Annotated in this window: 13 protein-coding genes and 2 tRNA genes; 2 read left to right on the forward strand and 13 right to left on the reverse strand. The window is 37.5% G+C overall.

Going from position 1 to position 13223, the window contains the following annotated elements:
* Positions 1-175 precede the first annotated feature (175 nt).
* Positions 176-517, reverse strand: coding sequence for a hypothetical protein (locus AC6R0T_RS08785; RefSeq protein WP_230709139.1), 342 nt, complete (start codon positions 515-517; stop codon positions 176-178).
* Between the two features lie 110 nt (positions 518-627).
* On the opposite strand from AC6R0T_RS08785, the gene AC6R0T_RS08790 reads away from it, so the two are divergent.
* Positions 628-1479 (forward strand): hypothetical protein, encoded by an 852-nt coding sequence (locus AC6R0T_RS08790; RefSeq protein ID WP_282462322.1) that lies wholly within the window; start codon positions 628-630, stop codon positions 1477-1479.
* Between the two features lie 144 nt (positions 1480-1623).
* On the opposite strand, the gene AC6R0T_RS08795 is transcribed toward AC6R0T_RS08790, so the two are convergent.
* Positions 1624-2787: a pyridoxal phosphate-dependent aminotransferase gene (locus AC6R0T_RS08795; protein ID WP_206904878.1), complete on the reverse strand. Its 1164-nt coding sequence runs from the start codon at positions 2785-2787 to the stop codon at positions 1624-1626.
* A 183-nt stretch (positions 2788-2970) separates the two neighbouring features.
* Positions 2971-3702 carry an epoxyqueuosine reductase QueH gene (locus tag AC6R0T_RS08800; RefSeq protein WP_303754699.1) on the reverse strand — a complete coding sequence of 244 codons (732 nt, stop codon included), beginning with the start codon at positions 3700-3702 and terminating at the stop codon, positions 2971-2973.
* Positions 3703-3999: 297 nt separating this feature from the next.
* Between AC6R0T_RS08800 and AC6R0T_RS08805 the strand changes: the two genes are divergently transcribed.
* Complete coding sequence (locus AC6R0T_RS08805) at positions 4000-4356, forward strand: hypothetical protein (RefSeq protein WP_206904881.1); 357 nt, start codon at positions 4000-4002, stop codon at positions 4354-4356.
* 120 nt (positions 4357-4476) lie between these two features.
* Here the strand turns inward: AC6R0T_RS08805 and AC6R0T_RS08810 are convergent, their stop codons facing one another.
* The 10 genes from AC6R0T_RS08810 to AC6R0T_RS08855 form a co-directional block, all read right to left on the reverse strand.
* Positions 4477-4992 carry a type II toxin-antitoxin system Phd/YefM family antitoxin gene (locus AC6R0T_RS08810; RefSeq protein WP_206904883.1) on the reverse strand — a complete coding sequence of 172 codons (516 nt, stop codon included), beginning with the start codon at positions 4990-4992 and terminating at the stop codon, positions 4477-4479.
* A 341-nt stretch (positions 4993-5333) separates the two neighbouring features.
* Positions 5334-7448 carry a heavy metal translocating P-type ATPase gene (locus AC6R0T_RS08815; protein WP_303754763.1) on the reverse strand — a complete coding sequence of 705 codons (2115 nt, stop codon included), beginning with the start codon at positions 7446-7448 and terminating at the stop codon, positions 5334-5336.
* Between the two features lie 182 nt (positions 7449-7630).
* Positions 7631-9823: a heavy metal translocating P-type ATPase gene (locus AC6R0T_RS08820; RefSeq protein ID WP_282462319.1), complete on the reverse strand. Its 2193-nt coding sequence runs from the start codon at positions 9821-9823 to the stop codon at positions 7631-7633.
* Entirely contained in the window at positions 9823-10032 is a 210-nt protein-coding gene (gene copZ / locus AC6R0T_RS08825) for a copper chaperone CopZ (RefSeq protein ID WP_206904896.1), read from the reverse strand. The genes AC6R0T_RS08820 and copZ overlap by 1 nt, the downstream gene beginning before the upstream one ends.
* A 24-nt stretch (positions 10033-10056) precedes the next feature.
* Complete coding sequence (locus AC6R0T_RS08830) at positions 10057-10506, reverse strand: CopY/TcrY family copper transport repressor (protein ID WP_303754698.1); 450 nt, start codon at positions 10504-10506, stop codon at positions 10057-10059.
* Between the two features lie 121 nt (positions 10507-10627).
* Positions 10628-11617 (reverse strand): aldose epimerase family protein, encoded by a 990-nt coding sequence (locus AC6R0T_RS08835; protein WP_303754697.1) that lies wholly within the window; start codon positions 11615-11617, stop codon positions 10628-10630.
* A 324-nt stretch (positions 11618-11941) separates the two neighbouring features.
* Positions 11942-12013 (reverse strand) — tRNA-Gln (locus AC6R0T_RS08840).
* Position 12014: 1 nt separating this feature from the next.
* A tRNA-Tyr gene (locus tag AC6R0T_RS08845) sits at positions 12015-12098 on the reverse strand.
* Between the two features lie 87 nt (positions 12099-12185).
* Positions 12186-12446: a DUF2969 domain-containing protein gene (locus AC6R0T_RS08850; RefSeq protein ID WP_206905334.1), complete on the reverse strand. Its 261-nt coding sequence runs from the start codon at positions 12444-12446 to the stop codon at positions 12186-12188.
* Positions 12447-12569: 123 nt separating this feature from the next.
* Entirely contained in the window at positions 12570-13223 is a 654-nt protein-coding gene (locus tag AC6R0T_RS08855) for a CBS and ACT domain-containing protein (RefSeq protein ID WP_230709149.1), read from the reverse strand.

The raw sequence follows: 13223 nt of genomic DNA on the forward strand, positions 1-13223 counted from the left end.
GATTTTTTCATAAGTGGTTTTTTATCTGTCCTGTTACAGGAGTGAAAAAAGCTTTTCCAACTGGCTTATTTCACGCTTCCTTCTTTAGTTAAAAGTTAAAATGTGCGAAAAAAAAGCCATTTTTGCACGTTTTGCTCCTTTGGCTTTAAGCTGCAGAATTCTTTTGACTTTTTTATTATCTAATAAAGTTAAAGACAATAAATGCATAAAGCAAAAATAATGTTAACACAATGAATAAAACATTCTCCCGTTGATCGTGATTGGGATGTAATAAAATATAAAGACGTTCTTTTTTACTTTGCTTTTTATGTACAAAAAAATGAATCACACTATAAAAGATTCCGACTGCAATAAAAGTCAGAAAAAAACGAACAAAATACTGCATGCCCACCGCTAACATCATGACCATTGTCGGAATGAAGAGCAATTGTTCAAAAAAGATAATACCTTGACGATAACGACGAAAAAACTCGGTTATAGCATATTTCATTTCAAAACCTTCTTTCATTTCATTCATTTACTTTGCATCTATTTTACATTAGTTTACTTCTGTCTAAATACCCGATATAATTAAATTACAATTAACTTAAGATGAGATTACGAAAACTTCCGAAAGTAGGGGCGCTGATGCACTTAAGTAAAGAACAAACGACACGTCTTTTAGAACAGATGGATTTTGTCACTTTCCAAGAGAAAATCACCCAATATTTTGACGGTGAAGAAGTAGACTTTTCCGTTTATTATCTTAAAAACAAAAAAAATGGTTCCGTTTTGGCGACAATGCCAAAATACGCCTATGTGCCAAAAGAAGATGGTAACGGTAACCGATATGTAATGGGGTATGCAAGTATTTTATGGGAACAATTTGCTCCTGTTGACAAAGAAAATTTTGTTGCACGCCACGTCCAAGCTTTTTTTGAGCAAAACAGCTATCTACCCAAAAATTATCAAGCCATCGTCAAAGACATTGAATTAGGGGCAAAATATCGCTTCTTCTTACTAGAACCATTACTGCGGGATTTAGAACTATGGGCAGCTGAAAAAGCCCGTTTACTACAACAGAAGAAACGCTATGGCTCCCCGATTTTAAAAGAACTCGTACAGCTGCCTAATTCTCAATTTGAAAACTTCTGTGTTCACCACTTTGCAACAAGCACTCACTATAACCAGCTGAAACTATTACTTGAAGATTTACCTGTGTGCTTTTTAAATCCCGATTATGAACTTGTTCATTACGGCTACGCCGTTGAATTTTGGCTTCACTATTCAGGTGAGGACACGAGTGTCAATTTAGAAGAAGAACTAAATGCTTTTGCCACCTCATTTTTAAACCAAGAATCAAATTATCACAGCCGCTTTTTATCTAGCGTTAGTATGCGGCAAGAATTATCCGAAGAAGTTTTACTAAAAATCGGTGCTCTATTAAGTGATTTAGAATACTGGGCTACTCGTCGTCTGATGCGTAAAGTCGAAATTTAACAAAAAAACCGTCAACTCTTTGAAAGTAACAAAGAACAACTGTGGTAAAAAAATTTTATAACCTAAAAAAAGATGGCTAACAAATCTTTGCTTTCGTCTTGTAAACGAAAGCAAAAGAATTGGTGACCATCTTTTTTATCTTATTTAATTTTCCAAATAAGCAGTCAAGCGGTCGATGGCTTCAACTAATTTTTCCATACTAGAAGCATAGCTTAAGCGAATATACCCCTCTGCTTCTTTTCCAAAAGCAATCCCAGGAATAACAGCTAATTTGGCCTTTTGTGCTAAATCGATACAAAATTTCATGGAATCTTGTTCCAAATGTGCAGGAATTTTGGCAAAAAGATAAAACGCACCGGAGGGTTTAGCTACTTCAAAACCCAGTGCTGTCATTTTTTCATATAAAAAATCCCGCCGTAAGCGATACTCTTCTTTCATGATTAAACCATCGTCAATTCCCTCAATTAAAGCCCGAACTGCCGCTTTTTGTGAAATTGTAGAAGCAGCGGTTACCAAATATTGGTGAACTTTAATGATTTCTTGAGTCAACTCTTTTGGTGCAAAAATAAAACCAATTCGCCAACCGGTCATGGCGTGAGATTTCGATAGGCCATTAATCAAGATAGTTTGCTCCCGTAAAAATTCGGCAATCGAAACGTGCTCTTCATCATAAGAAAGTTCGCTATAAATTTCATCACTAATGACAAATACCGGATATTTTCTTAAGACGTCCGCCAAAGCCTTAACTTCTGCTTTGGAATAAGTAACTCCAGTAGGATTACTTGGATAGTTTAAAATTACTGCCTTAACAGCATCCCCATGGGCAATTAGATGCTCCTCCAAAACTTTTGGTGTCAAAACAAAATTATCACCAGTTGTATCCATATAAATTGGTTTGGCTGCGGCTAAGGTAATAACCGGTTCATACCCAGGGTAAATAGGGGCAGGTAATAGTACTTTATCGCCAGGATTTAAAACAGCTAACAATGAAGCGGAAATTGCCTCTGTAGCACCAATTGTCACTAAAACTTCTGAAGTGTAATCATAGGCGACGTGATATTTCTGCTTTAAAAAAAGAGCAGCAGCTTCCCTGACGTCTGCTAAGCCAGACATTCCGGTATAATGACTGAAGTTTTGCTCAATGGCATCTTTACCAGCTGTTTTGACATGATCGGGGGTATTGAAATCTGGTTCTCCTAAAGTCAATTTCAAAATATCTTCAATGCCGGAAACTTTTTCATCAAACTGGCGGATTAAAGAAACTGCAATTTGATAAACTTGTTTGTTGAAGCGTTTTGTTAAATCCATCTTCTCCACTCCTTTTTATGAATAACCTTGATACTGTATCACGTTTTATGTTTTATCCTACCATAAAATGAAAAAAAGCGGCAGTGAAATTTTCAATAAAAATAAAATGCAGTACAAAATACAGAAAAACCGTGCTAAAAACTGTGTGTTTCAGTCTTTAGTACGGTTTAAAGTGGCAAAATTTTAATGAGCCAGCTCTGACTGTTGTGCTAAGTAGGCTTTGGCTTCTTTGTTCACAGCTTTTAAATCTACCCCTTGTTGTTTGGCAGCAAAAACACAGCCACAATAGCATTGACGAAAGACATCGTATTCCTTACACATTTGAATAGAGCGTTCATAACCTTTATTCTTTTTAAAATCGCTTGGTAGATAATTCACACTGTAAATTTTTTGAATGTCCATCCCGATCTGATTAATTAATTGCGCATTTTTCTTTGGCGAAATTGTCAGGGCACTACCAAAATAATCATACCCCAGCTTTAACGCCTCTTCTGCTACTAAATCGAGGCGCATTTGAAAACAAGCCGTACATCTTTTGCCACCTTCTGGTTCATCTTGTAGGTGGTTTTCTTTGATAATGGCTAAAAATTCATTGGGTTTATAATCGGCAGCAATAAACCCCACCTCAGCGCCGGTCTTTTCATTAAAATCGGCGACGAATTTCTTTTGTACGAGTAAACGGCGCTCATATTCACTTTTGGGGTGAATATTGGAGTTGGCAAAATAAATCGTAACGTCTGCATATTGTGTTAAAAATTCTAAAGTATACGTACTGCAAGGAGCACAACAACTATGAATCAAAATTGTGGGGCGTTTTTCTTCTTCTTCCCAACGGGTAATCATTTTCCGTAAAACGTAGTCATAGTTAATTTTTTGGTTCTTCATTTTATCTAAAATTTGACTTGCTTCAATCATCAAAGTATCTCCTTACTGATTTGATAACAATTAAACTTGCTGGCTGTAGTGCTTTAACAATCATTTATCGATCTGAAAAATATAACAATTACTTCCATATAAAATTCAGTCTTATTCGAAAAATTCGAAAAAATAAAAAACGTTCTATTTTATTTAACAAAGAGGAAAATAAGAATTTTATTACTTTCAAAACAAAATGATTAAATAACGTTGTTTTTATCATTTTTAGTACCTAAAATGAATTATAACTAAAAAAACACCGTTACTTGTAATTCATCTTAAACTAGGAGGTGCCCGATGTCAAAAGCATTTTTGAAACTACCCGTCATGTTTTTTGCAATTCCATTTGTCTACTTATCCTTACTTCTTGATACATATTTTCATTCGATGTTTGGCTTTTTAATCACACTAATTTTTTCACTTGGTGTCGGTTTTTATTTTAAAGCCTGTGATCAGTTATTCTTATGGTTTTTAGGCAATATTCTTTCTACTGTTTTTTCCGTTATTTTGCAAAATCAACATCCTGAATGGCACTTTTTCTACCAACCTTTTAACCCAGCATTTTTAGTATTACTTTTGTCTGTCCTCTATTTAATCCCGCAAATTATTGGTATTATTTGGGCGACGACCCTACAAGTACATCTTTTTAAATAGCGTTATAAATTATAAAAAGGCTTCAAGTTACTTACACGAATAAGTAACTTGAAGCCTTTATTTGCCTCATAAAAACTCTAAACATTCAGCGCCCCACGTTTAACAAGTAATGCTATTATTTTAAGACTCTTTCAAATGAATCTTTTTAATAATCAATTTGTCAAATAAACTAGAGGTGCTATCTTGTTCTCCGATAATTTCTGCGACAATCGTTTTACCTTCGTGTTTTTTGCGTAACTGATAGACAATTTTGCCGCTTTCTTTTAATTCAGATATCATATCCACAACACCGCCAAAACCGGTCTTACGGGTAATAAAACCGAGGGCAACCATCCGCTCATCTAAATTTTTAGCTGAAATTACAGAACCTGTAATCAAAGCAGTCCGCATTTTTCCTAAAAATTCTTCTAGACCATCGGCTGTTTGTAAATCATCCTCTTCCACTTCTGGACGATTATGTAATTCCTGTAATAGATTTTCATATTGTTCTTGGGTCAACATTACACCGGCTACTTTTTCCCGATTAAAAACGTAAACTGCTGTTCCCGCTTCTCGAGCCTGATTAAAAACATCCATTGGAGATTTTTTCACTTCGGTAATAGAAGTCGTCGGCACCTCTAACTTTTTCAGTTCCATTTTGCTTCCTCCTTGAAAAATTCCCACTATAGAAAAGGCAGTCAGCAAGCCGCCCTGCGTATTTAGTATTTATCAATTCCATAGCAAAGTAGTTCAACGAACACATTATAGCACACCTAAGCTTAGATGAGGCAAATGATTTTTCTATTGTTATTTCATTTTAGCAAATCCTGTGCATATTGCCACAAAAAACAATAAAGTCTGACACACCTACAACAAATATACACGCTATTTTTTCAAATAACGGCTTAAAATTGACTTTTTGACTAGGCTAAAATTTTTTTCTACAAATAAAAAAACTGTAAAATCATAAAATTTCTATGACTTTACAGTTTCAATGACTATTTTTTAATTTTTAAAGTCATGGCATTAATAGCCACAATAACCGTACTTAAAGACATCAAAATTGCTCCCACAGCTGGGCTTAAAATGATCCCAATTGGTGCCAAAATACCAGCAGCTAAAGGAATCGCCACAATATTGTAGCCTGCACCCCACCATAAGTTTTGAATCATTTTGTTCCGTGTTTGTTTTGATAAATCCAAGAAGTGTAAAATATCTTCTGGATTACTATTGGTCAAGACCACATCAGCAGAGTCAATTGCAACATCGGTCCCTGCACCAATCGCAATTCCCACTGTCGCGCGGGCTAAGGCTGGAGCATCATTAATGCCATCTCCTACCATAGCTACTTTTTTACCGGCATTCGTCATTTCACTAACAATTTTTTCTTTGCCATCGGGTAATAGCCCTGCATGAAAATTATCAATGCCTAAATAATTGGCAACAGCTGTAGCGGCTTCTTGATTGTCACCAGTCAACATAACCGGCTCAACACCACGATCTTTTAGCGCTTGAATAAAGGTTTTTGCTTCCGGTTTTACCTTGTCCCCTAAGGCAATGAGGGCAATTAATTTATCATCAACAAACAAGTAACTAATTGTATTGCCTTGTGTTAAATAAGGTGCCAACGTTTTCTTATCAACTGTTTGTTTGCGTTTTGCTAGCTCTTTGTCGTTTGCTATTAGAACTTGGGTGTTATTAACGACACCAGACAAGCCGACACCAGCAATATTTTTTAAATCTTCGCCTTTTAGAACTTCAATTTCTTTTTCTTCGATATATTTCATAATTCCGGTTGCAATTGGGTGATTGGCGTTTTTTTCTAAAGCACCAATGTATTGTAGCGCCTGGTCTTCTTGCCAATCTGCGGCTAATATTTCAACGCCGGTGACCGCAAAAGTACCTTCTGTTAAGGTCCCTGTTTTATCTAAAAGAATTGCATCTAAATCATGCGTATTCTCAATAGCATTCCGATTTTTTAGCAATAACCCGTTTTGGGCAGCTAGAGAAGTTGAACGTGCCACTACAAGCGGAATTGCTAAGCCCAAAGCATGGGGACACGCAATTACAAAGACTGTCACCATGCGGTCAAGTGCCGTTGGCAGATCCGCTGCTACAAGCCAAGCGACAAATGCCAATACCCCAGCGACTAAAGCGACATAAAAAAGCCATTTTGCTACTTTGTCTGACAAAGCTTCCAAATGTGATTTTTCAGCTTGGGCGTCTTTGACCATTTTCATCACTTTGGCTAAATATCCATTTTCACCAGTACCGGTTACTTCAATTTGGATTGTACCGTCGCCATTAACAGAACCGCCAATAACTTGATCTCCAGTTTTACGGATCACACCTCGGGATTCACCAGTAACGGCAGACTCATCAACAGTTGTTTCACCCTTTAAAATCTGACCGTCTGTTGGCATTTTATCTCCAGCACGAACAATTAACGTGTCACCTTCGTGGACTTCTTGTAGCGAGATTTTTTCTTCTTTTCCCGCTTTATTAACTCTTGTCACGGTATCTGGTAGTAATTCAGCCAATTTTTTTAAAGCACTGCTGGCATTTGAGACAGCATTCATTTCAATCCAATGCCCCAGCAGCATAATCACAATTAAGGTCGCCAATTCCCAGAAGAAATCCATCACATGTTCGGTGTGTAAAAAGTGATTGGCAATAAATGCATAAAGACTATAGATATACGATACCGTAATCCCCATGGCAATTAGGGTCATCATTGCAGGATTTTTCATTTGTAATTCCATTTTAGCTCCGCTTAAAAATGGTTGACCACCATAAATAAATAAAATCGTAGCCAAAATTAAAACGACATAATCAGAACCAGGAAAAGTAAATTGAAAAGGCAGACTCACCCCCATCATCGGTGAAAGGATAATAATCGGAATTGCTAAAACTAAAGAAAGCCAAAATTTCTGTTTGAAATTTCCCATATGCATAGAGTGGTCCATCCCACCCATATCGTGATCCATATGCTGCATATCGTGATCACCATGGTTGTGATTCATGTGCCCATGATCCATATGTTCATGTTCCATTTGCTCATGATTCATTTTCTCATGATCCATGTGTTCATGTTCCATTTGCTCATGATCCATATGATTAGGATTGCTACCGGTCATATTATGATTAGAATCCATCTGGGTGTTTTCAGCAGAATTTCCACCCTTTTCTTCCTGATGACCTTTGTGATCCATGTGAGCCATATGATCCATAGCTGCCGCTTTATCATGACTCATTGGCTGCTTTTTTTCATCTACATCTTTTGCGTCTTTCATCACTACTCCCTCTTTTCTAGTTTTAATCGATTCAGACTAAGTGAGTTTAGTAAAACACTGACTGAACTAAAAGCCATTGCACCGCCAGCAATAATCGGATTTAAAAAGCCTAAAGCAGCAAAGGGAATACCAATTGTATTGTAAACAAATGCCCAAAATAAGTTTTGTTTTATTTTTTTTATTGTCGCTTTTGACAATTGCAGCATTTGATCCAAATAGGTTAAATCACTGTGGATCAACGTTACATCGGCAGTCTCCATGGCAATATCTGTTCCGCTTCCCATTGCAATACCAACATCAGCTAAGGCTAAGGCAGGCGCATCGTTAATTCCGTCGCCTACCATACCTACTAATGCACCTTTTGCTTGTAGTTCTGCTACTTTGGCAGATTTTTCATCTGGCATAACTTCAGCAAAAACATTCGTAACAGAAATTCCCACCTGTGAACCAATATATTCAGCTGAGGCCTTGTTGTCACCTGTTAGCATATAGACTGCAATCCCATGATTTTGTAATGTTGCAATTGCCGCTTTGGAAGTTGCTTTGATTTCATCAGCTACAGCTACGACCCCTAAAACATTTGTTTCATCTGAAACCAGCATGACTGTTTTACCTTCTTTTGACCATTGGTTTAATTTTGAAAGGTAGTTGTCACAATCTTCTTTTTCTGCCATAAGCTTCGCATTGCCAACAAAATAAGTTTTATCATTTATTTGTCCGGCAATCCCCAAACCAGGCAATGCTTCAAAGTGATCAACCTTTACGGCTTGAATATTTTTTTCTGTGCCATAATCAACGATTGCACCGGCTAAGGGATGCTCTGAAGCAGCTTCTAAACTAACTAAAACAGTTAATAAATCCGCTGTGGCTAATTGCAAATTCGTTACAGTAGGTTTTCCTTTTGTAATTGTTCCCGTTTTATCTAAGACAATGGCATTTAGTTGCGCAGCTTGTTCCAATACCGCTCCGCCTTTAATTAAGATACCGTTTTTAGCGCCTAGTCCAGTCCCAACCATAATTGCAGTTGGCGTTGCCAGCCCTAAAGCACACGGACACGCAATAACTAGTACAGCAACACTATGAATTAAAGCTTCCTGCCAATTGCCACTCACAAGTCCTGTTACAATTAATGTTACCATAGCAATTGCTAAAACGCTGGGTACAAACACTGCTGAAATTTTATCCGCAATTTGTTGAATCGGGGCTTTTTGTCCTTGGGCATCTTCAACCATACGAATAATCCGAGCTAAAACTGTCTCATCGCCGACTTTCAAGGTTTTAATCACTAATTGGCCGGTATTATTAACAGTCCCGCCAAAAACAGTACTGCTGCTTGTTTTTGCCACAGGCATACTTTCCCCTGTCAGCATACTTTCATCAACGGTCGTTTTACCACTGAGCACAATACCGTCTACGGGAATTTGCTCTCCAGGGCGAATAATTACTTGCATTCCTTGTCTTACAGATGCAATGGCTACTTCACTTTGGCTCCCATCTTCATTGACCACCCGCGCGGTTTTTGCTTGTAGTTGCATCAATTGCTTAATGGCAGAACTAGTTTTATTTTTTGCAGTAGTTTCCAAGTATTTTCCAAGTAAAATTAAGGCTATAATCATTCCGCTACTTTCAAAGTAAAGTTCATGGGGATCACCGCCTAAAAAGCCATTATAAAAACTCAAAATAAAAGCTGCCGTAGTACCTAAAGAGACCAAAACATCCATGTTTGGTGCTTTGGTTTTTAAAGCATGATAAGCACCTTTATAAAAGCGTAGCCCAACACCAAATTGAATCGGGGCAACTAAAATCAACTGCACGATAGGACGATGAAAAAAGTGCACCCAGGAGGCATCAACACCAAGTATCATCGCAATCATTGCAACCATTAAAGGGGCAACTAAAACAACGCTGATCATTAAATCCCGTCGCATTTTTTGAATTCGTGCTTGTTTCTTTTCTGCTACTTGTTGCCGATGCGCTTCATCATCCAAAATTGCACCATACCCAATGTTTTCCACACTTTTAATTAACGCTTCGGCAGTGGTTTCATTAAATTGTACGGTAGCTTTTTCCGTAGCCAAGTTGACTGTCGCCTGCGCAACTCCTGGTTGTGCCTTTAATTCTTTTTCAACGCGAGCTGAACAATTGGCGCAGGTCATCCCTGTAATGACAAAGGTTGCGACTTGCTCATTATTCATTAGGCCACCTCAGTTGGATAACCTGCCGCCGTAACTGCTGCAATAATTTTTTCATCGGTTAATTGGCTATCATCGTATTTCACCACGCCGTTGTTTTTCTTTAAATTAATTTTGACTTTTTTCACGCCCGGTAATTCATTGATTGTACCTTCTACTTTTGCGACACAATGCCCACAACTCATACCACTAATATTAAATGTTTGTTTCATCTTGATTTCCTCTTTTCATAATTTTTAATGATTTATTTTGACTTGATGTTGCCTACATTCACATTGACCAGGAATACAATTGCAAGCAATACTTGCTACTGGTGTTTTGGCAAGTAGCGCAGTATTAATTGCCGCAATATCTGCTGCTGTCAATTCTGCTTCGTTGATTAAGTCAGCGATTGTTACACCAATCTTTTTGGCACAGATGTGAGAAAAAAGATTTTCGGTTGCACTGCGAACAGTTGCAGTTTCTGATACATTGGGGTAATAAATAAATTTTTTACCTTCTGCCTCACTCCGAATTACTTCTTTTTTACTTAACCGTCCTAATAGTGTCTTTACCGTAGCAAGCTTCCAATCCATCTTATCACCTAAAATTTCAGCAATCTCATGCGCAGTTGCAGCTTTTACTGTCCACAATACCCGCATCACTTCCCATTCTGCATCGCTGATTTTGACAGGTTCTGTCATCATGTTATCCTCACCTCGTTTACAAGTGTAATCTCAACTTCTTTTTAAGTTTACGTCTGTAAACGTAAATGGTCAAGAAAAAACTTCACCAAATTTTTTAGTGAAGTTTTTTTGTGCCTATTTTTTAAAAAATTAATTTGAAAGTACTTTCCATTGTGTAAGGTTTATCAGCTGTCAGAGTAATACTGCCAAATTGAGGGTAAATTTCAGTACCAGGCACCCCTTGTGGCTCAATCGCCACTGCCCCGTGATTTGCCATAACGCCGTTTTTCATTACTGTCCCCGCTTCCCCAGTGCCGGTGGTATAAATAACTACTGCCGGAGCTTGTGTCATCAAACTTAAGGCAACTTTTCCATCTGGTGCAGTTAAAGTTAATGCTTCTTTGGCTCCTTCATCAATCAAAAAAGGATCATCTAAAAGCGTCTCGCCAATTTTAGCACCTGTCACAAAATCAAATTTTGTACCAGCGACCGCAACTTTCTCGCCAGTTGTTGTGACGTCATCATTGGTTTTAGCAACAAAATGTGCGTTAATTTGTAAATTATGCGTATCAATTGACTCACTGGGCGAACCCGTCAAATTATAGTAACCATGATTGGTTGGATTGAACAAAGTTTTTTTGTCTGTGGTTGCTTCAAATTTGAAACTGTATTGATTATCATCGGTTAAAGTATAAATTGCTTTTGCCGCTAAATTACCAGGGAACCCGTGATTGCCATCCGGATCATTTAATGTGAAGATAACACCAGCCTCATTATCCTTAGTGAAGGTTTGTGCCTCCCAATTTCGCGCGTCAAATCCTACAAAACCACCATGTAATGTATTGCCCTTTTGATTGGCCTCTGTTTTGTAAATTGTTTCATCTAATTCAAACTGTGCGCCGGCAATGCGACCAGCGACCGGGCCAATGGTAGCATTATAATAACTATTTTCTTTGTAGTCTGTTATTGTCTTGCATCCAACCAATACATCACGCAAAGTGCCATCGACTGGTAATGCTAACGAAATGGCACGCGCCCCAAAAGGATGTAGCCCCAAAACTACCCCATTTTCATTTTTCACTTCATAATACGTCCCGAATGCCTTACTGTCTAACTTTGTAACTGTTGCCATCTGCACCGCTCCTTTGTTTATCTACTATCTCGATGAAAAAAAGCCTTTTCAATCTCTTTTTTAGTATAGCGGTGATCAGCAGGAACGTCAATTTATTTAGTAACATTTAGTAAATTTAATTTTACTACTTTTCGTATCCACGTAAGAGGACCTGTCACCTTAAAAAAAAGCAAATTTAAGATGTAACGTATGGTCTAAAACATTAATATAATTCCAGCCCCTATTTACGCACAAAGTCTGGTCTGAAAATAGCTTTTTCAAAAACAAAAGCGAGATTTTTATTGCACAAAAAAAACGCATCTTCGATTGAAGATACGTTTGAAACTGGGGTAGCTGGATTCGAACCAACGCATGAGGGAGTCAAAGTCCCTTGCCTTACCGCTTGGCTATACCCCAATGGTGGAGGAGAGTGGATTCGAACCACTGAACCCTAAGGAACGGATTTACAGTCCGTCGCGTTTAGCCACTTCGCTACTCCTCCGAAAGGTTTTAATCAACCTGACTTAGTTATAATACAAAAGATAACTAAAAAATGCAAGTGGTAATTTCAATTTTTTTTACAGAAATTTTAGTCATGCAAATTATGTTGCAATAACACAGCTTCCACCGCTAAATCTAAGGATTTATAAGCGCCTAGATCCTCTTTTCCTAAGAAAGCTTCGTAATTCTTTTCACCCATAGTCAAAATTTCACCAATAACTTTTTTACCGATTGATAATTGGTTGACGGTGTAATTTTTACCTTTAATATCTTTTTTTACTTCTTCTACTTTAACTTCGATATCTTTTTTCTTCGTCACACTTCTCACCTCGCTAAAGTATTTTATCATATTCTTATCTTGTTGGGTATAAAAAGGAAATGAAAAACCCAAACAAGTCCGCCTCCCCTTCTCATCTTGGTACTTTTAACCGCTAAAAGGTACGTGCATTTTTTGTTTGGGTTGTAATCTTTCTTACATATTGTGCGTATTGGTTAAAACTGCTGCAGTTACCAAATAGCCGGCCTCTGTTAGTACTTCTTTAACTTTTTCAACATTACGAGACTGAACTTGAATTTCAACAATTGTAGCCAGTTCCATCCGATTGACGACAATCGTTAAAATACTAAAATCATGCTCGGCTAAAAGTTTGGTAATTTCTGCTAAAATCCCCACATGATCATCGGCTATTTGTAAGCTGATCCGGGTCCCACCATCGTTGTAACCAGTAATTTTTAAAAAGGCCGCGAAGATATCATTATTGGTTATGATTCCTTTGACTGCTTCTTTTTCTACTACTGGTAGTACAGCAATCTTATTTTCCCGCATTTTATAAATGGCATCTTCTAGCAATGCATCTGGTGCAATGGTCAGCACATTTTTTTCCATGACATCGCCTACGGTCGTCTTATTTAATAAATAATTGGCTTCATAGACACTTAAACTTGTGGCTTTTGAAGGCATCGCTTCTTGAATAATGCCTTCTGTAATTAATCCGACTAATTTATCCTGTTGCAAAACGGGCAAACGATGGATATCGTGTTGTTTCATTAAATCAATCGCATCAAAAATAGGTGTATCTGGTGCTACTACTACTAAGTTTTTCGTCATAAAATCACTAACACTCAT

The organism is Enterococcus sp. S86.2, from assembly GCF_059834485.2.